Source organism: Streptomyces sp. NPDC001410 (assembly GCF_042895235.1).
Lineage (GTDB): Bacteria > Actinomycetota > Actinomycetes > Streptomycetales > Streptomycetaceae > Streptomyces.
Genome location: NZ_JBIAWE010000010.1, coordinates 161,535 through 178,725, shown reverse-complemented (window position 1 = coordinate 178,725; position 17,191 = coordinate 161,535). Strand labels below are relative to the sequence as shown.

Sequence of the window (17,191 nt, the reverse complement as noted above, 5' to 3'; positions counted from 1 at the left end):
TGCTCGGTACTGCCGGGTAGGGTGCGGGTCCATGGGTGGCGAGAGCACGACGCGTACGGCCCCGCGCAGCGCGGGCGCAGGCACGGCACAGGCCGGCAGCAGCCGGATCGGGAACCGGCTGTCCGGGGTGGCCATGGCGCTGGGCCTGGTGCTGTTCCTGGCGGGCTTCGGCTGGGCGGCGCTGGTCTACCGGCCGTACACCGTGCCCACCAGCTCGATGAGCCCGACGATCGCCATCGGCGACCGGGTGCTGGCCCAGCGCGTCGACGGTGACGAGGTTCGGCGCGGCGACGTGGTCGTCTTCCGCGACAAGAGCTGGGTCACCAACGCCAACGTGGTCAAGCGGGTCGTCGCGGTCGGCGGCGACACCGTCGCCTGCTGCACGAACGGCAAGCTCACCGTCAACGGCAAGCAGATCGACGAGCCCTACCTGCCCGCCGGCAGCCTGGCCGAGACCCAGAACATCCCGACCGTGACCGTCCCCAAGGGCCGGCTCTTCCTCCTCGGCGACGAACGCCAGGGCTCCCTGGACTCCACCGCCCACCTCACCGACGCCGCCAAGGGCACCGTGTCCCAGGACGCCGTCGTCGCCCGTGTCGACTCCGTCGTCTGGCCCATGAAGGGCCTGCTCAAGCGCCCCACCGGCTTCGAGACGCTGGGCACCCTCTCCCAGCCGGGCCCGGTCCGGACCATCGAATTCATGATCGTCGCCGGGGCCGTCCTGGTGCTCGGCGGCGGTGCCTACGGCCCGATCGTCAAGCGGCTGGGCCGCTCCCGCAGCCGCACCGGCGCGGAGCCCGCCAGTGCCCGCTGAGACCACGCGGACGGGCGAGGACACCTACGAGGGCGGTCTGCGCAAGGTCGCCCGAGTGGTGCTGCTCGACCCCCAGGACCGCATCCTCCTGCTGCACGGCCATGAGCCGGAGGACCCGGCCGACGACTGGTGGTTCACCCCCGGCGGCGGCCTGGAGGGCACCGAGACGCGCGAGGAGGCGGCGCTCAGGGAACTCGTCGAGGAGACCGGCATCACCGACGTCGAACTCGGTCCCGTGCTGTGGCGCCGGCAGTGCTCCTTCCCGTTCGCGGGCCGCCGCTGGGACCAGGACGAGTGGTACTACCTGGCCCGTACGACCCAGACGGAGACCGAAGCCCAGGGCCTGACGGATCTTGAGCGGCGCAGCGTCGCCGGAGCGCGCTGGTGGACGTGTCAGGAACTGACCCGGGCCCATGAGACGGTGTATCCGACCAGACTCGCCGAGCTGCTGCGCACGCTGCTCGACGAAGGTCCCCCGGCCAGGCCCGTGACCCTTGACACGGAAATCGTCTGAAGGCTCGTCGGACTGGCGCACAATGGTGGGATCGCACGGCTGAAGGGGAACATGCCATGAGCGCCGAGGACCTCGAGAAGTACGAGACCGAGATGGAGCTGAAGCTCTACCGGGAGTACAAGGACGTCGTCGGTCTGTTCAAATACGTGATCGAGACCGAGCGGCGCTTCTACCTCACCAACGACTACGAGATGCAGGTGCACTCGGTCCAGGGCGAGGTGTTCTTCGAGGTGTCGATGGCGGACGCCTGGGTCTGGGACATGTATCGGCCGGCCCGTTTCGTGAAGCAGGTCCGCGTCCTCACGTTCAAGGACGTGAACATCGAGGAGCTGAACAAGAGCGACCTGGAGCTCCCGAGCGGGTGACGGAGTTTTCCACAACCGCTGAGTAGTCCACCAAGATCCACTTCTCCGGGCGGGATGCGTGACGGTTGGCGCCGGAGGTGGTGCCGACATGAGCAAGGCACGCAGTGGACTCGGCAGGTACGGCGAGGATCTGGCCGCGCGGCGGCTGGCCGGGGCCGGGATGACGATCCTGGAGCGCAACTGGCGCTGCGGACGGTCCGGCGAGATCGACATCGTGGCCCGGGACGGGAGCACGCTGGTCGTCTGCGAGGTGAAGACGCGCCGGAGCGGCACATTCCAGCACCCGATGGCCGCCGTCACGGCCGAGAAGGCCGAGCGGCTGCTGACCCTGGCCGAACGCTGGATCCAGACCCACGGAGGAGCCCCGCCCGGAGGCGTCCGCATCGACCTGATCGGCGTCCTCCTGCCCCGCCGGGGCGCCCCGTCCGTCGAGCACGCGCGGGGGGTGGCCTGAGATGGGATTCGCCCGTACGTGCTCCGTGGCCCTGGTCGGCGTCGAGGGCGTGGTCGTCGAGGTCCAGGCCGACCTGGAACCAGGAGTGGCCGCCTTCACCCTGGTGGGCCTCCCGGACAAGAGCCTGACGGAGAGCAGGGACCGGGTTCGGGCGGCGGTGGTGAACTCGGGCGGCGAGTGGCCGCAGAAGAAGCTCACCGTCGGACTCAGCCCGGCGTCCGTGCCCAAGGCCGGCTCCGGATTCGACCTGGCCGTCGCCTGCGCGGTGCTCGGCGCCGCCGAGCGCATCGACCCCCGGGTCCTCGCCGACATCGTCATGATCGGAGAACTCGGACTGGACGGCCGGGTGCGGCCGGTGCGGGGCATCCTGCCCGCGGTGCTCGCGGCCGCCGACGCGGGCTACGAACAGGTGGTCGTACCGGAGTGCGCAGTCGCCGAGGCCTCGCTCGTGCCCGGCGTGTCGGTGCTCGGCATCCGAAGCCTTCGGCAGCTGATCGCCGTGCTGACCGACGAGCCTGTGCCCGAGGAGCAGCCGGACGACCAGGGACGCCCGGACCCCCTGCTGGCCGGCCTCCGGGTGCCGGGCGCGGGCGCCGCCACCGGAATGCACGCCGTCGGTGCCGCACAGCACGAACAGGACCATGACCTGGCCGATGTCGTGGGCCAGACCTCGGCGCGTACGGCCGTGGAGGTGTGCGCCGCCGGAGGGCACCATCTGTTCCTGGAGGGCCCGCCGGGCGCGGGCAAGACCATGCTCGCCGAGCGCCTGCCCGCCGTGCTTCCCCGGCTCACCCGGGAGGAGTCGCTGGAGGTCACCGCGGTCCACTCGGTCGCCGGGCTGCTGCCTCTGGGCAAGCCGCTCATCGACGTCGCCCCCTACTGCGCCCCGCACCACTCGGCCACGATGCAGTCACTCGTCGGCGGCGGCCCGGGCGTCGCACGGCCCGGCGCGGTCTCTCTCGCCCACCGGGGCGTGCTGTTCCTCGACGAGGCACCCGAGTTCCACAGCCAGACGCTGGACGCGCTGCGGCAGCCCCTGGAGTCCGGACACGTGGTGATCGCGCGGAGCGCGGGTGTGGTCCGGTTCCCGGCGAGGTTCCTGATGGTCCTGGCGGCCAACCCCTGCCCCTGCGGACGCTTCTCGCAGCGGGACTCCCTGTGCGACTGCCCGCCGTCGGCGATCCGCCGCTACCAGGCCCGGCTGTCCGGCCCGCTGCTGGACCGGGTCGACCTGCGGGTCGAGGTCGACCCGGTCACCCGCGCCCAGCTCACCGAACCAGGCGCCCGCGGCGAGTCCAGCGCGACCGTCGCCGACCGGGTCAGGGCGGCCCGGGAGCGGGCGGCCGTCCGGCTCGCCGGAACCCCCTGGCGCAGCAACAGCGAGGTGCCCGGAAGGGAGCTGCGCAGCCGCTTCCATGCCGTCGCCGGCGCGATGGACGAGGCCGAACGCAATCTTGAGCGGGGCGTGCTCACCGCCCGCGGGATCGACCGGGTGCTGCGCGTCGCCTGGACGGTCGCCGACCTCGTCGGCCACGACCGCCCGGACGCCACCGACGTCTGCCTCGCCCTGCAACTGCGCACCGGAGTGCCGCGGGGCGTGCCCATGGCCCTCGGAGCCCTGACGTGACCGCAGGACCCGACCCGGACGGGGAGCTGCTCGACCGGGTCTTTCTCGCTCGGGTCATCGAGCCCGGGGACGAAGTCGGTGGACGGTGGTTGCGGGAGTTCGGGGTGGGGGAGGTGGTGCGGCGGTTGCGGGACGGCGGGGAGCCGTTGCCGGGGGTGAGCGGGACCCGGTGGGGCGGGCTGCTCGGGCGGGCCCGGCGGGCCGAGCCGGAGCGGGATCTCCAGGTGGCGCGGGCCGCCGGGGTGCGATTCGTCTGTCCGGGGGACGCGGAGTGGCCGGGACAGCTCGATGACCTCGGGGACGGGCGGCCCACGGGGCTGTGGGTGCGGGGGCGGGCCAGTCTGCGGATGTGGGCGCTCAGGTCCGTGGCCGTCGTGGGAGCACGCGCCTGCACCGAGTACGGCGCCCATGCCGCGGCCACCCTCGCCTCGGGCCTGGCCGAGCGGGGCTGGGTCGTCGTGTCGGGTGGTGCGTACGGGATCGACGGCGCCGCCCACCGCGGCACCCTCGCCGCCGGCGGAGCCACCGTCGCCGTCCTGGCCTGCGGCGTCGACCGGCCCTACCCGCGCGGCCACACCGCCCTGATCAACAGGATCGCGGAACAGGGGCTGGTGGTGGGGGAGTTGCCACCCGGTGATCATCCGACTCCGAGCCGGTTCATCCTGCGGAACAGAGTGATCGCGGCGCTCACCAGGGGCACCGTCGTCGTGGAGGCCGCCTGCCGCAGCGGTTCGCTGGTCACGGCCCGGGCCGCGGCCCGCCTCGGGAGGCACACCATGGGGGTGCCCGGGCCCGTCACCAGCGGACTCTCCGTCGGCGTGCACGAACTGCTGCGCGGCGAGGCCGTCCTGGTCACCGACGCGGCGGACGTCGTCGAACTCGTGGGCGACATCGGCGAGCTGGCTCCGCCCCGGCAAGGCCCCGTACTCCCGCGTGACCTGCTGGAACCGGCCGCCCAGGCCGTCCTCGCAGCCCTGCCCGGAAGCCGCGCGGCCCGCGTCGGGGAGATCGCGTGCGGCGCGCGCACCACGCCGGACGACGCGATCGCGAGGCTGTACGAACTCCGAGCACTTGGATACGTCGAACGACACGGCGACGGCTGGAAGTTGACACGCCAGGCGATGATCTCGGCCCGGAGGTGTCACGGTCCGTGCTGACCGAGGAGGTTCGGCCGTCCGGGGGAATCCCCTACGCCCTTGGGATTTCCCGGAGTTGACCCCTTCGCCCGGTCACGCAGAGCGAGCTGCGGAGCGCGGTGGTGCGGACGACGGAAGAGGCCCGCGCAGGAGTGGACCCTCCCTGTTCGCACACCGCGACTCCCCAGTCACGCTACGCTCACGAAAGCCCGGGCGCAGACCGCGCCAACTCGACATCAGACAGACAGCTCACCCAGGTACGGCAGAACGGCACAAGGCGACGAATGCCCCAGCACACCTCCGGGTCCGACCGGACGGCGATCCCCGCAGCCGCCCGCGACGGTGGCAGCGTGCGACCGCCCGCTCCCTCGACGCTCGACGAGCTGTGGCGGTCGTACAAGGAGACGGGGGACGACCGGCTGCGGGAGCAGCTGATCCTGCACTACTCGCCGCTGGTCAAGTATGTGGCGGGCCGGGTGAGCGTCGGCCTGCCGCCCAACGTGGAGCAGGCCGACTTCGTCTCCTCCGGGGTGTTCGGGCTGATCGACGCGATCGAGAAGTTCGACATCGACCGGGAGATCAAGTTCGAGACGTACGCGATCACCCGGATCCGGGGCGCGATGATCGACGAACTGCGGGCGCTGGACTGGATCCCCCGGTCCGTCCGGCAGAAGGCGCGCAACGTCGAGCGGGCCTACGCCACCCTGGAGGCGCGGCTGCGGCGGACACCGACGGAAGGGGAGGTCGCCACCGAGCTGGGCATGGAGGTCGACGAACTCCATGCGGTGTTCAGCCAGTTGTCGCTGGCCAACGTGGTCGCCCTGGAGGAACTGCTGCATGTCGGCGGCGAGGGCGGGGACCGGCTCAGCCTCATGGACACGCTGGAGGACACCGCCGCCGACAATCCGGTGGAGGTGGCCGAGGACCGGGAGCTGCGGCGGTTCCTGGCGCGGGCGATCAACACGCTGCCCGAGCGGGAGAAGACCGTCGTCACGCTCTACTACTACGAGGGGCTCACCCTCGCCGAGATCGGCAATGTGCTCGGGGTCACCGAGAGCCGGGTCAGCCAGATCCACACCAAGTCGGTGCTGCAGCTGCGGGCCAAGCTGGCGAGCTTCGGGCGCTGAGTCCTCCCTTCCGGGGTGGGGTGTCCGTAAAGTGGTTGACGTGCCAAGGATTCGAGCGGCCTCCGTGGCCGAGCACCGGTCGATGCAGCGAGCCGCCCTGTTGGACGCGGCTCGGTCCCTGCTGTCCGAGGGCGGGACGGAGGCGCTGACCTTCCCGGCCCTCGCCGAGCGGACGGGGCTGGCGCGGTCGTCCGTGTACGAGTACTTCCGCTCGCGGGCCGCCGTGGTCGAGGAGCTGTGCGAGGTCGACTTCCCCGTGTGGGCGGCGGAGGTCGCGGCGGCGATGGAGCGGGCGTCGTCGGCCGAGGACAAGGTCGAGGCGTATGTGCGGCAGCAGCTGGCGCTGGTCGGGGACCGGCGGCACCGGGCTGTGGTGGCGATCTCGGCGAGTGAGCTGGATGCGGGGGCGCGAGAGAAGATCCGGGCCGCGCACGGTGGGCTGGTCGCGATGGTCGTCGAGGCGTTGGGGGAGATGGGGCACGGGCAGCCTCGGCTGGCGGCAATGCTGCTGCAGGGGGTCGTGGACGCGGCCGTGCGGCGGATCGAGCTCGGCGCCGCCGAGGATCCCTCCGTGGTGACGGATGCTGCGGTGGCCATGGCGTTGCGCGGTGTGAAGGGCTGAGGTCGGCCGTCGCCGGCCGTCGGGTGGGGTCGCTTGGCCGCGCGTGCGCGGTGCCTCCCCCACTCTCGGCTCCGCTCGAGCGGGGGGACCCCCACCGCCCACCTCCTCCAAGCTCTCGGCTTCGCTGGAGCAGAGGGACCCCCGTCGCCCCAGCGGCACGACTGACGCAGCTACGCAGGCACTCCCAGCACCGGTAGCAGTCTCGACGGCCCCCTGTGCAGGAGCCAGGGCGGCAGCAAGGACAACGGGTCCAGGTACGTCTCGTCTCTCAGCAAGCCCCAGTGCACGCACGTACCCGAGCAGTGCGACCCCGTTGCCTCCACCGTGCCCACGACCTCGGCCGCCCCCACCGTGTCCCCCTTTCGCACCGAGGGGCTGACCGGCTCGTACGTCGTGCGCAGGTTCGTGCCCGTCAGCCGGACGGACACCACGCCACGCCCGGCCACGCGGCCCGCGAAGGTCACCCGGCCGGGCGCCACCGCCCGTACCGGGGCACCGGGGGACGCGGCCAGGTCCACGCCCCGGTGGCCGGGGCCGTAGACCGTCGCCGGGGGCTGCCAGCCCCGTAGCACCAATGGGCGGACGCCCACCGGCCAGGCGCGGGCGATGGCCGGAACCCGTTCCTCCCGGGCAGGTGGGGGCAGAGCGGCCCAGGCCGGGGGAGCCGGCGCCGTCGCCGCCGAGGCCAGCAGCAATCCCGCCCACACGCCCACGCATCGCATCACTCGTCGCATGCGAAGACCCTCCCGCACCCCCGCCGATCATGGCCGGGATCTGTGGACTACTCCCCGGTTGTGGAGAGCGGCGTCACCCGGTGCCCCCACGGTCCCGTACACTTCTTCTGGCGATCCGGGTCACCGGGTCGACTTCGCACGCCCCGACACCTGGTGATCACAAGCCGGTGTCAGCGCTCCTCGGTCCTTTGTGGCACGGCGCAGGTGGGCGTCAGGCGCGGGAGCCGTCCGGCATCCGCGGCACAACCGAGAACTTCAAGGAGATACGGCCATGGCCGTCGTCACGATGCGGGAGCTGCTGGAAAGCGGCGTCCACTTCGGTCACCAGACCCGTCGCTGGAACCCGAAGATGAAGCGCTTCATCTTCACCGAGCGCAACGGCATCTACATCATCGACCTGCTCCAGTCGCTGTCGTACATCGACCGCGCCTACGAGTTCGTCAAGGAGACCGTCGCCCACGGCGGCACGGTCATGTTCGTCGGCACGAAGAAGCAGGCGCAGGAGGCCATCGCCGAGCAGGCCACCCGCGTCGGCATGCCCTACGTCAACCAGCGCTGGCTGGGCGGCATGCTCACCAACTTCTCGACCGTCTACAAGCGTCTGCAGCGCCTCAAGGAGCTTGAGCAGATCGACTTCGAGGACGTCGCGGCGTCGGGTCTGACCAAGAAGGAGCTCCTGGTCCTCTCGCGTGAGAAGGCCAAGCTGGAGAAGACCCTCGGTGGTATCCGCGAGATGCAGAAGGTGCCCAGCGCCGTCTGGATCGTGGACACCAAGAAGGAGCACATCGCGGTCGGCGAGGCCCGGAAGCTCAACATCCCGGTCGTCGCCATCCTCGACACCAACTGCGACCCCGACGAGGTCGACTACAAGATCCCGGGCAACGACGACGCGATCCGCTCCGTCACCCTGCTCACCCGTGTGATCGCCGACGCCGTCGCCGAGGGCCTCATCGCCCGCTCCGGCGTCGCCACTGGCGACAAGGGTGAGAAGGCCGCCGGCGAGCCGCTCGCCGAGTGGGAGCGCGACCTGCTCGAGGGTGAGAAGAAGGACGAGGCTCCGGCCGCCGAGGCTGCCGAGGCCCCCGCTGCCGAGGCCCCCGCGGCCGAGGCTCCTGCCGCCGAGGGCGAGCAGGCCTGACGTCAGCGTCGACGGCGGGGGCGGTGACATGAACTCCGCCCCCGCTGTTCACCCGTAGGTCGGCGCGTAGTCCGCGATCCGCGTTCACATGTGGATCGCAGACCGTACCGATCTCCGATCTCCCAAGACTTCGAGAAAGACTCACAGACTCATGGCGAACTACACCGCCGCCGACGTCAAGAAGCTCCGTGAGCTCACCGGCGCCGGCATGATGGACTGCAAGAAGGCGCTGGACGAGGCCGAGGGCAACGTCGAGAAGGCCGTCGAAGCGCTGCGTATCAAGGGCCAGAAGGGCGTCGCCAAGCGCGAGGGCCGCTCCGCCGAGAACGGCGCCGTGGTCTCCATCATCGCCGACGACAACTCCTCCGGCGTCCTCGTCGAGCTGAAGTGCGAGACGGACTTCGTCGCCAAGGGCGACAAGTTCCAGGCCGTCGCCACGGCGATCGCCGAGCACGTCGCCAAGACCTCCCCGGCCGACCTCGAGGCCCTGCTCGCCTCCGAGATCGAGGCCGGCAAGACCGTTCAGGCGTTCGTGGACGAGGCCAACGCCAACCTCGGCGAGAAGATCGTCCTGGACCGCTTCGCGCAGTTCGCCGACGGCTTCGTGCTCGCTTACATGCACCGCACCATGCCCGACCTGCCCCCGCAGATCGGTGTCCTGGTCGAGCTCGACAAGCCGAACGCCGAGATCGCCAAGGGCGTCGCCCAGCACATCGCCGCCTTCGCGCCGAAGTACCTCTCCAAGGAGGACGTCCCGGCCGAGGTCGTCGAGTCCGAGCGCCGCATCGCCGAGGAGACCACCCGCGCCGAGGGCAAGCCCGAGGCCGCGATCGCCAAGATCGTCGAGGGTCGCCTGGGCGGCTTCTTCAAGGACGCCACGCTGCTCGGCCAGCCGTACGCGCTGGACAACAAGAAGTCGGTCCAGAAGGTACTGGACGAGGCCGGTGTCACCCTGAAGCGCTTCACGCGCATCAAGGTCGGCATCTGAGTCCGTACCGCGATCGACCCGCGACCCGAGGAGAATTCTCGATAGGGTCGACAGCAGTCGTCCGCGCACACCGCCACACCCAGGCACGTGGCGGACGGCAGCAGATCTGACGAGGAGGCCATTGCCGCGCATGGGAGCGAAAAGCGACCCCACCGGCAATGGCCTTCTTCGTATGTGCAACACGTGAAAGAGGCGGGATCTCCATGACCACCAAGGCCCAGAAGAGCGACGACGGCAAAGTACGCGGCCGGTTTCTGCTGAAGCTGTCCGGAGAGGCCTTCTCCGGTGGCGGGGGCCTGGGCGTGGACCCGGACGTGGTACACAAGATCGCACGTGAGATCGCCGCCGTCGTCCGGGACGGCGCCGAGATCGCGGTCGTCATCGGCGGCGGCAACTTCTTCCGCGGCGCCGAACTGCAGCAGCGCGGCATGGACCGCGCCCGCTCCGACTACATGGGCATGCTCGGCACCGTGATGAACTGCCTCGCCCTCCAGGACTTCCTGGAGAAGGAGGGCATCGACAGCCGGGTGCAGACCGCCATCACGATGGGCCAGGTCGCCGAGCCGTACATCCCGCTGCGCGCCGTGCGTCACCTGGAGAAGGGCCGCGTGGTCATCTTCGGCGCCGGTATGGGCATGCCGTACTTCTCCACCGACACCACCGCCGCCCAGCGCGCCCTGGAGATCGACGCCGAGGCGCTGCTCATGGGCAAGAACGGTGTGGACGGGGTCTACGACTCCGACCCCAAGACCAACCCCGACGCCGTCAAGTTCGACGCCCTCGGCTACGGCGAGGTCATCACCCGCGACCTCAAGGTCGCCGACGCCACCGCCATCACGCTGTGCCGCGACAACAAGCTGCCGATCCTCGTGTTCGAGCTGCTCGCGGAGGGCAATATCGCGCGGGCCGTCAAGGGTGAGAAGATCGGCACGCTGGTGGGTGACCAGGGCAGCCGGGCCTGACCGGCACACCCCCGTCACCCGGGGTACGACACCTGTCCGGGGGACGGACGGGACGCACCCTGGCCGGGGGATGGACAATGTCCTGCCGGTCGGGAACCGTGCAGGAAGAAGACGCGACGCAGCCGGCCGCCGCCCCGACGAGGAACCGCAGCCGGGCCTTACTCAAGACACGCAGGAGCAAGTGGTGATCGAAGAGACCCTCCTCGAGGCCGAGGAGAAGATGGAGAAGGCCGTCGTGGTCGCCAAGGAGGACTTCGCCGCGATCCGCACGGGCCGTGCGCACCCGGCGATGTTCAACAAGATCGTGGCCGACTACTACGGCGCGCTGACGCCGATCAACCAGCTGGCCTCGTTCTCCGTGCCGGAGCCGCGCATGGCGGTCGTGACCCCGTTCGACAAGAGCGCCCTGCGCAACATCGAGCAGGCGATCCGCGACTCCGACCTGGGCGTCAACCCGAGCAACGACGGCAACATCATCCGTGTGGTGTTCCCGGAGCTCACCGAGGAGCGTCGCCGCGACTACATCAAGGTCGCCAAGGCCAAGGCCGAGGACTCCCGGGTCTCCATCCGCTCCGTGCGCCGCAAGGCCAAGGACGCCCTCGACAAGGCGGTCAAGGACGGCGACATCGGTGAGGACGAGGGCCGCCGTGCGGAGAAGGAGCTGGACGACACCACCCACAAGTACGTGGCTCAGGTGGACGAGCTCCTGAAGCACAAGGAAGCGGAGCTGCTCGAAGTCTGATGAGCGACTCTTCCTGGGGGGCGCCGCCGACGGCGGGGCAGGCCGGGTACTGGGGGCCCACCGCAGGTGGGCCTGTCCAGGGGGCTGCCCCGGCGGGTCCCGCGTACGATGCGCCTGAGGCGCAGCACACTCGCCCCATGCCCATCGTGCCCGACGTACCCGCGTATGGCGGAGACCAGGACGACGATCGGGGGGCCGCTCGCCTGAACGGCCCCTTGTTCCGAGACGAGACGTTCCAAGACAGCGCGTTCCACGGCGACACGTTCCACGGCAACACGTCCCACAGCAACACGTTCGAACACGACACGCAGAATCCGGAGCCCATGCCCGACGCCCCGCAGCCGGCGCCCGCGCCGCAGAAGAAGAGCGCGGGCCGTGACCTGAGCGCGGCCATAGGGGTCGGCGTCGGGCTCGGTGTGGTGATCATCGCGTCCTTGTTCATCTACAAGGCCGTGTTCGTCGGTGTGGTCGCGGTCGCCGTGGTCGTGGGTCTGTGGGAGCTGACCAGCAGGCTGCAGGAGCGCAAGGCCATCAAGGCGCCGCTCGTGCCGCTCGCGCTCGGCGGTGCGGCGATGGTGGTCGCCGGGTATGTGCGGGGTGCCGAGGGCGCCTGGGTCGCCATGGCCCTGACGGCGCTGGCCGTCCTGGTCTGGCGGATGACCGAGCCACCGGAAGGCTATCTCAAGGACGTCACGGCCGGCGTCTTCGCCGCGTTCTACGTGCCGTTCCTGGCGACGTTCGTCGCCATGATGCTCACCGCCGACGACGGCCCCTGGCGCGTTCTGACCTTCCTGCTCCTGACGGTCGTCAGCGACACCGGCGCGTACGCGGTCGGCTGGCGCTTCGGCAAGAACAAGCTCGCCCCGCGCATCAGCCCCGGCAAGACCCGTGAGGGCCTGCTCGGCGCGGTGCTGTTCGCCATGGTCGCGGGCGCGCTGTGCATGCAGTTCCTGATCGACGACGGCAGCTGGTGGCAGGGCCTGCTGCTGGGCCTCGCGGTCGCAGCCAGCGCCACCCTGGGCGACCTCGGCGAGTCCATGATCAAGCGTGACCTGGGCATCAAGGACATGGGCACCTTGCTCCCCGGGCACGGCGGCATCATGGACCGCCTGGACTCCCTGCTGCCGACCGCCCCGGTGGTGTGGCTGCTGTTGGTGTTGTTCGTCGGCTCCGCGTGAGCCTTGCTCGCCACGGCTTCCGGGCCTCGTCCTGAACACAGGACGGGGCCCGTCGTCGTACACACACCCGAGTGGGTCGATTTCGTATATTCGGAATATAAGGGATCGGACGCAAGGGAAAGGGAAAGGAGGGCGCCATGTCCGCCTTCCACGAGGAGATCGACGTCGACCGGAGCCCCGGTGATGTCTGGGCCTACCTCAGCGACGTCTCCCATCTGCCCGAGTGGCAGGCGAGTGCGGTCTCGGTCGAGCAGCTGGACGAGGGCCCGTTCGGAGTCGGCTCCCATATCCGGGTCACCCGGCACGTCGGCCGCCGGGAGGTCCCGATGACCATGGAGGTCACCGAGTTCGAACCGCCGCACACCTGGGGCATGCGCGGCATCGACGGACCCGTCCGGGGCAGCGTCCACGGCGAGGTCATCCCGCTCTCCGAGGGCCGTACCCGCGTGACCATGGACCTCGACTTCGAGGGCCGGGGGATCGGCAAGGTCCTGCTGCCCCTCGTCGTACGGCCTCAGCTGCGCAAGGAGCTTCCGCGCAACGAGCGGCTGCTCAAGGAGCGGCTGGAGCACACCGCCGCCTAGGCACTGCCTGAGGATCCTCCCGGCCAACGCCTGATCGTGCCGGGACGCGGGTCGGGACGTACGTCGGGACGTCCGTGGGACGTGTCTGGGACGCCGCGGGACAGACCGGGCGCGAGGCGTTGCGCGGGACGGTCGGGGCCCCTCCGACCGGCGCACGGCCCTCCACCGTGGTCATCCCACCGGCCCTTCCCGGGACGCCGGCCGGGCTCGGGACGCCCCGTGGGAGGCGGAATCCGGGGTGCCGGACCGTTGCTAGGTTCTCGGCGTCGGACGGCAACTCGCCGACCGCCCACATCCGTTCGCTTCCGAGCGCTTCCGCTCGCATCCGACCGCACCCTGGGGGACGACCCACCATGAAGCTCAAGCGCACGCTCGCCACGCTCGGCGCAGCCGCCGCGATCACCGCCGGCATGTTCACCGTCAGCCCGGCCGCGCAGGCCTCCATCGCCGGCTGCACGGCCTACACGACGTACTTCAGCGGCGACTACTACGCGAAGATCCCCACGATCGGCACCGGCGGCACCAACTTCTGCACCCTCCGCTCCGGCGCCAGCGGCATGCAGGTGTACTACCTCCAGGACACCCTGAACTACTGCTACGGCCAGGACCTCGGCGAGATCGACGGCAAGTTCGGCCCGAAGACGGCGGCCGCCCTTGCCCGCGTCCAGAGGAGCCTCGGCCTCGACGCCGATGGCGTGTACGGCCCGCAGACCCGCGACAAGCTGAAGTGGCACTGGACGACGCTGCAGGCCGGCAATCACTGCACGACCCTGTACGACGCCCACCCGCGCGCCTGATCTCCCCCACGGGGGAACGGGGGACGACCCTGCGGCGACTGGCCCACCGACCGCCGCGTTGCCCGGACTTGAGCACAGTGCCTAGGCGTCGCCTGCGCTCCAGTCCGGCAGCGGCAGGCCGTCGGCCGTGGTGATCTCCAGGACCGTGCAGCCCATGAGGCGTACGGCGGCGAAGAGACGGTCGCGGGCCGTCGCGTGGTCTGCGGGCAGGAAGGAGACGCGGATCTGGTGCGGGCGCGAGCGGGCGTAGATGAGGTGCCAGTCCGTGTCGGCGGTAGCGAAGTGGTCCTCGCCGTGCGCACCGTCGTCGGACTGCCACGATCCCCGGTCCAGGGTCGGCGCCAGCACGTCCCGGAGTATCCGCAGCCGTTCGGCATACGGCCGCGGCCCCTCGGACAGCCGTAGACACCGGTGCAGCCGGAGCCGGAAGGGGTTGAACCAGGGCGCCAGGCCGGGCTCCATGTCGGCCAGGACGGTGGAGCGCACCCGCCCCGTCACCCACCCCTCGACGAACCCGGCCGCACCCGGCGCGAACTCCTCCCGCCCGATGCTCCGGCCCCGCACCACCACCGGCCAGTCCTCCGGGTCCCCCTCGGTACGCCAGCACAGCCGGTCGGCGTCCATCGTGGCACCCCAGACCAGCAGACCGTCGTGCCGCTCCAGGCGGTTGTACGGGCTCGTACCGAAGGGCGTGCGCAGGTACAGGTAGTCGCAGAACTCACCCCACCCGTACGTCTCGACCAGCTGCTTGTAGTCACCGGGCAACCGCACCCCGAGCCGCGCCTCCGCCTCGGCCCAGTCCCCGCGGGCGTCGACCGGGTCGGCCGGCGGGGACACGGCCCGGACCAGGGCGTCCAGACTCGTCACGGCAGATCGACCCGGCGCAGCGCCGTCGTGGCCGGCTCCCCGGTACGGCGGGCGTACGCCATCCGCTCCCGCACCTCGCGCAGCGTCCGCGGCCGGTAGCCCGGCCCACCGCAGCAGCTCTTGTGGAAACCGACGCCCGCGTTCAACAGCACGGTGAGCATCCGCCAGGCGGCTCTGTCCCGCTTCGGGGGCGCCGCGAAGGCCGAGCCCGCGTACATCAGCGCACCCGCACAGCGTGGGCAGGTCCGCTCCCGCCACGGGTCGTAGCGCTGCTTGTACGACACCCGGCAGGACAGACAGACGTACGAGGTCTTGGCGGCAGGCATGCGGCCAGAGTAGGGAGCCCCATGACCCCGGCCAAGCGGGTTTCCGGCACCCCGAACTAATCTTCGGATCATGGCCTTGCGACCTGATGAGTTCTACGAACACGCACTTGCCGCTGCGGATGATGAACGTCGGCTCCCGCTGGCGCGGATGACAGGGTGGGACATCAGCCCGTTCGAACCGGACGGACTGCGCGTCGCGCCGCTGCGGCCTCCGGTCCTGCCCGAGCCTGCGCGACATGGCGAGGACCCGTCGGACTGCGGGGCGTGCCGCGACCGGGACGAAGGGATCTGGTTCAACGACAGTTGGCGGCTCGCCCGGATCTCGGGAGTCGGTGTGCCGCTGGTGCTGATGCTGCATCCGCGTGAGCACTATGACATGGCTGACCTGCCCGATGAACTGGCAGCCGAACTGGGGGTGTTGTCCACTCACATCGTCCGCCACGTGCAGGCCCTGCCGTACATTTCGCGAGCCCACGTCTACCGCATCGGAGACGGAGGCGCGCACCTGCACATCTGGTTCTTCGCCCGGCCCGAGGGACAGGCCCAGCTGTACGGATCATGGATGCCGGTCTGGGACGATCTGCTGCCGGAATACCCGGCAGATGTTGCAGAGGCAGATGCGGCGATCGTGGCGGATGCGTTGGTCGCCTCCTACGGAGGTCGTCGCTCAAGGGTGACCGACGACGACAGATGACGACGGGTCACCTGCCGTTCTTCTTCACCCCCGAGGCGTGCCATCCGGGTTCCAGGCTGTCGAGGAGGGCGCGGAAGGCCTTGTCGGCGTGGGCCCAGTGGCCGTCCGCCAGCGGGGCGATCAAGAGGCCGAGGGTGGCGTCGGCCAGGAGGGTGGCCTGGGTACGGGCTCGCTCCTGGCCCATGCCGAGGTCGCGGAAGACGGAGGTGAGCAGGGCCGTCCATTCGGTGACGATGTCGCGCATGACGGGCCCGTAGCGGTCCGGGTGAAGCACGCTGGCGCTCATGATCTCGAGATAGAGAGGGAGAGCGGCGCGTACATCGGGGTCTCTGAATTGCTGCCACACCTCCTCCATGAAGCGGCGCAGGCCGGCAGGGCTCGTGGGCGTGCCGAAGGTCTTCAGTACCTTGCGGGTGCGCAGGAGGGGCCGGCGCTCGTAGATGGCGAGGGCCTCGGCGATCATCCGTTCCTTGCTGCCGAAGTAGTACAGGAGCATGCGGTCGCTGGTGCCCAGGGCCTTGGCCAGCGGGCGCAGGGACAGGTCCGCGAGGCCGTTGCGCATCACGTACTCGCGGACCCGGTCGAGAAGGTCGCGCCGCTTGGCCGGATCGGGCGGGCGAGGCATGCAGGCTCCTTGGGGCGTGAGGGCTACGACTTCCCTCTGTCCGTTATCGCACTTTTGGGTAGGTCTTTACCGTAGCAACCGCTTCGTGTATATTTTAGGTGTAGCGACTGCTACATGCAGCTCCTGGCCCACGCCAGGCACATTCACTGGCGGACCCTCCGCCACCTGCCCAGAAAGGACAGATCTCATGGTCATCCAGGCCATCGGCCACGCCATCGGCTCTCGCCGGGGAGATCGGTCCTCTCATGCCACTGCATCCTCGTGGCTCGCCAGGCAGTGGGCCCTCTGGTCCCGCACGCTCGCGCCGCTGCGACCGCTGGATGCGCCGCGCGGCCGCGCCACCGCCTGGGACGCTTCCTGGCCCCTGCGGCGGGAACTGACCTCGGCGCGCCGAGCCCGGCGTCTGGTGACCGCGCAACTGAGCGACTGGGCGCTGGACGACCTGGCCGACACCGCCGAGCTGCTGGTCAGCGAACTGGTCACCAACGCCCTGCGGCACACGCGCGGCCCGCTCAGGCTCAACCTGCGGCTGCGTGACTCCCGCCTGCTGTGCGAGGTCGAGGACACCGAGCCCTCCGGTCCCGTACACACCGCGGTCGACCCGGATGCGGAAGGCGGCCGCGGCACCGAACTCCTCGACCTGCTCGCCGATGCCTGGGGCAGCATCGAGACAGGGACGGGCAAGACCATCTGGTTCGAGCTGCAAGCCGAGGGCCACTCCGTGAGCGGCCCTGTGAGCGGCGCACGTACCGTGACGATGGTGGCCTGAGGAAGTGCGGGCCTTCCGAAGCCGCTCAGTGACGATCGGTGACGATCGGTGGCGACCAGTGACGACTGACAACGACAGTCGTAGCGAGCGACAGCCGCAGGTCACCCAATTGGATCTGCGACACTGGT

Annotated in this window: 21 protein-coding genes; 17 read left to right on the top strand and 4 right to left on the bottom strand. The window is 70.3% G+C overall.

Annotated features, from left to right (window positions below; translation table 11 throughout):
• Positions 1 to 31 precede the first annotated feature (31 nt).
• The 8 genes from lepB (at position 32) to ACFY3C_RS23265 (ending at position 6,659) form a co-directional block, all read left to right on the top strand.
• A complete protein-coding gene (gene lepB, locus ACFY3C_RS23300) occupies positions 32 to 814 on the top strand; it encodes a signal peptidase I (protein ID WP_390772094.1) in 783 nt (260 codons plus the stop codon).
• Entirely contained in the window at positions 804 to 1,328 is a 525-nt protein-coding gene (locus tag ACFY3C_RS23295; protein ID WP_386576478.1) for an NUDIX hydrolase, read from the top strand. The genes lepB and ACFY3C_RS23295 overlap by 11 nt, the downstream gene beginning before the upstream one ends.
• A gap of 56 nt (positions 1,329 to 1,384) precedes the next feature.
• Entirely contained in the window at positions 1,385 to 1,693 is a 309-nt protein-coding gene (locus ACFY3C_RS23290) for a DUF2469 domain-containing protein (RefSeq protein ID WP_386576477.1), read from the top strand.
• Positions 1,694 to 1,751: 58 nt separating this feature from the next.
• Positions 1,752 to 2,147: a YraN family protein gene (locus tag ACFY3C_RS23285; protein ID WP_386576476.1), complete on the top strand. Its 396-nt coding sequence runs from the start codon at positions 1,752 to 1,754 to the stop codon at positions 2,145 to 2,147.
• A gap of 1 nt (position 2,148) precedes the next feature.
• Positions 2,149 to 3,774 carry a YifB family Mg chelatase-like AAA ATPase gene (locus ACFY3C_RS23280; RefSeq protein WP_390772093.1) on the top strand — a complete coding sequence of 542 codons (1,626 nt, stop codon included), beginning with the start codon at positions 2,149 to 2,151 and terminating at the stop codon, positions 3,772 to 3,774.
• On the top strand, positions 3,771 to 4,931 hold the full coding sequence (dprA, locus tag ACFY3C_RS23275) for a DNA-processing protein DprA (RefSeq protein ID WP_390772092.1): 1,161 nt from the start codon (positions 3,771 to 3,773) through the stop codon (positions 4,929 to 4,931). Before ACFY3C_RS23280 ends, dprA begins: the two co-directional genes overlap by 4 nt.
• Positions 4,932 to 5,194: 263 nt before the next feature.
• Positions 5,195 to 6,037 (top strand): RNA polymerase sigma factor WhiG, encoded by an 843-nt coding sequence (gene whiG, locus ACFY3C_RS23270; protein WP_145883421.1) that lies wholly within the window; start codon positions 5,195 to 5,197, stop codon positions 6,035 to 6,037.
• A 64-nt stretch (positions 6,038 to 6,101) separates the two neighbouring features.
• On the top strand, positions 6,102 to 6,659 hold the full coding sequence (locus ACFY3C_RS23265; protein ID WP_386576660.1) for a TetR/AcrR family transcriptional regulator: 558 nt from the start codon (positions 6,102 to 6,104) through the stop codon (positions 6,657 to 6,659).
• Between the two features lie 170 nt (positions 6,660 to 6,829).
• Here ACFY3C_RS23265 and ACFY3C_RS23260 read toward each other — a convergent pair whose 3' ends face one another.
• Positions 6,830 to 7,393, bottom strand: a complete 564-nt coding sequence (locus tag ACFY3C_RS23260; protein ID WP_386576473.1) for a murein hydrolase activator EnvC family protein — start codon at positions 7,391 to 7,393, stop codon at positions 6,830 to 6,832.
• 271 nt (positions 7,394 to 7,664) lie between these two features.
• Here ACFY3C_RS23260 and rpsB point away from each other — a divergent pair, with 271 nt between their 5' ends.
• The 7 genes from rpsB to ACFY3C_RS23225 all read left to right on the top strand — a co-directional run bounded on the left by rpsB (position 7,665) and on the right by ACFY3C_RS23225 (position 13,782).
• Entirely contained in the window at positions 7,665 to 8,531 is an 867-nt protein-coding gene (gene rpsB, locus ACFY3C_RS23255; protein WP_390772091.1) for a 30S ribosomal protein S2, read from the top strand.
• A 151-nt stretch (positions 8,532 to 8,682) separates the two neighbouring features.
• Positions 8,683 to 9,519 (top strand): translation elongation factor Ts, encoded by an 837-nt coding sequence (gene tsf, locus ACFY3C_RS23250; protein WP_386576471.1) that lies wholly within the window; start codon positions 8,683 to 8,685, stop codon positions 9,517 to 9,519.
• 203 nt (positions 9,520 to 9,722) lie between these two features.
• On the top strand, positions 9,723 to 10,481 hold the full coding sequence (gene pyrH, locus ACFY3C_RS23245) for a UMP kinase (protein WP_067010707.1): 759 nt from the start codon (positions 9,723 to 9,725) through the stop codon (positions 10,479 to 10,481).
• A 184-nt stretch (positions 10,482 to 10,665) separates the two neighbouring features.
• Complete coding sequence (frr, locus tag ACFY3C_RS23240; RefSeq protein WP_097257182.1) at positions 10,666 to 11,223, top strand: ribosome recycling factor; 558 nt, start codon at positions 10,666 to 10,668, stop codon at positions 11,221 to 11,223.
• A complete protein-coding gene (locus ACFY3C_RS23235; protein ID WP_390772090.1) occupies positions 11,223 to 12,401 on the top strand; it encodes a phosphatidate cytidylyltransferase in 1,179 nt (392 codons plus the stop codon). Before frr ends, ACFY3C_RS23235 begins: the two co-directional genes overlap by 1 nt.
• 137 nt (positions 12,402 to 12,538) lie before the next feature.
• A complete protein-coding gene (locus tag ACFY3C_RS23230; protein WP_386576469.1) occupies positions 12,539 to 12,985 on the top strand; it encodes an SRPBCC family protein in 447 nt (148 codons plus the stop codon).
• A gap of 353 nt (positions 12,986 to 13,338) precedes the next feature.
• Entirely contained in the window at positions 13,339 to 13,782 is a 444-nt protein-coding gene (locus ACFY3C_RS23225; RefSeq protein ID WP_386576468.1) for a peptidoglycan-binding protein, read from the top strand.
• A gap of 81 nt (positions 13,783 to 13,863) precedes the next feature.
• On the opposite strand, the gene ACFY3C_RS23220 is transcribed toward ACFY3C_RS23225, so the two are convergent.
• Both ACFY3C_RS23220 and ACFY3C_RS23215 read right to left on the bottom strand, forming a co-directional pair.
• Positions 13,864 to 14,649 carry an SMI1/KNR4 family protein gene (locus ACFY3C_RS23220; protein WP_386576467.1) on the bottom strand — a complete coding sequence of 262 codons (786 nt, stop codon included), beginning with the start codon at positions 14,647 to 14,649 and terminating at the stop codon, positions 13,864 to 13,866.
• Complete coding sequence (locus tag ACFY3C_RS23215) at positions 14,646 to 14,975, bottom strand: deoxyxylulose-5-phosphate synthase (protein ID WP_390772089.1); 330 nt, start codon at positions 14,973 to 14,975, stop codon at positions 14,646 to 14,648. Before ACFY3C_RS23215 ends, ACFY3C_RS23220 begins: the two co-directional genes overlap by 4 nt.
• A gap of 70 nt (positions 14,976 to 15,045) precedes the next feature.
• Here ACFY3C_RS23215 and ACFY3C_RS23210 point away from each other — a divergent pair, with 70 nt between their 5' ends.
• Positions 15,046 to 15,669, top strand: coding sequence for a hypothetical protein (locus ACFY3C_RS23210; protein WP_386576465.1), 624 nt, complete (start codon positions 15,046 to 15,048; stop codon positions 15,667 to 15,669).
• Positions 15,670 to 15,676: 7 nt separating this feature from the next.
• On the opposite strand, the gene ACFY3C_RS23205 is transcribed toward ACFY3C_RS23210, so the two are convergent.
• Positions 15,677 to 16,294, bottom strand: a complete 618-nt coding sequence (locus ACFY3C_RS23205) for a TetR/AcrR family transcriptional regulator (RefSeq protein ID WP_390772088.1) — start codon at positions 16,292 to 16,294, stop codon at positions 15,677 to 15,679.
• Positions 16,295 to 16,481: 187 nt separating this feature from the next.
• On the opposite strand from ACFY3C_RS23205, the gene ACFY3C_RS23200 reads away from it, so the two are divergent.
• The gene (locus tag ACFY3C_RS23200; protein WP_390772087.1) at positions 16,482 to 17,063 is read left to right on the top strand and encodes an ATP-binding protein; all 582 of its coding nucleotides are present in this window, start codon (positions 16,482 to 16,484) and stop codon (positions 17,061 to 17,063) included.
• The last annotated feature ends 128 nt before the right edge of the window (positions 17,064 to 17,191 follow it).

Excerpts from the sequence above, each read along its gene's own strand:
- lepB (WP_390772094.1), top strand. The coding sequence starts at position 32 with ATGGGTGGCGAGAGCACGACGCGTACGGCCCCGCGCAGCGCGGGCGCA.
- ACFY3C_RS23290 (WP_386576477.1), top strand. The coding sequence starts at position 1,385 with ATGAGCGCCGAGGACCTCGAGAAGTACGAGACCGAGATGGAGCTGAAG.
- ACFY3C_RS23280 (WP_390772093.1), top strand. The coding sequence starts at position 2,149 with ATGGGATTCGCCCGTACGTGCTCCGTGGCCCTGGTCGGCGTCGAGGGC.
- whiG (WP_145883421.1), top strand. The coding sequence starts at position 5,195 with ATGCCCCAGCACACCTCCGGGTCCGACCGGACGGCGATCCCCGCAGCC.
- ACFY3C_RS23260 (WP_386576473.1), bottom strand. The coding sequence starts at position 7,393 with ATGCGACGAGTGATGCGATGCGTGGGCGTGTGGGCGGGATTGCTGCTG.
- rpsB (WP_390772091.1), top strand. The coding sequence starts at position 7,665 with ATGGCCGTCGTCACGATGCGGGAGCTGCTGGAAAGCGGCGTCCACTTC.
- tsf (WP_386576471.1), top strand. The coding sequence starts at position 8,683 with ATGGCGAACTACACCGCCGCCGACGTCAAGAAGCTCCGTGAGCTCACC.
- pyrH (WP_067010707.1), top strand. The coding sequence starts at position 9,723 with ATGACCACCAAGGCCCAGAAGAGCGACGACGGCAAAGTACGCGGCCGG.
- ACFY3C_RS23235 (WP_390772090.1), top strand. The coding sequence starts at position 11,223 with ATGAGCGACTCTTCCTGGGGGGCGCCGCCGACGGCGGGGCAGGCCGGG.
- ACFY3C_RS23230 (WP_386576469.1), top strand. The coding sequence starts at position 12,539 with ATGTCCGCCTTCCACGAGGAGATCGACGTCGACCGGAGCCCCGGTGAT.
- ACFY3C_RS23225 (WP_386576468.1), top strand. The coding sequence starts at position 13,339 with ATGAAGCTCAAGCGCACGCTCGCCACGCTCGGCGCAGCCGCCGCGATC.
- ACFY3C_RS23215 (WP_390772089.1), bottom strand. The coding sequence starts at position 14,975 with ATGCCTGCCGCCAAGACCTCGTACGTCTGTCTGTCCTGCCGGGTGTCG.
- ACFY3C_RS23210 (WP_386576465.1), top strand. The coding sequence starts at position 15,046 with ATGGCCTTGCGACCTGATGAGTTCTACGAACACGCACTTGCCGCTGCG.
- ACFY3C_RS23205 (WP_390772088.1), bottom strand. The coding sequence starts at position 16,294 with ATGCCTCGCCCGCCCGATCCGGCCAAGCGGCGCGACCTTCTCGACCGG.
- ACFY3C_RS23200 (WP_390772087.1), top strand. The coding sequence starts at position 16,482 with ATGGTCATCCAGGCCATCGGCCACGCCATCGGCTCTCGCCGGGGAGAT.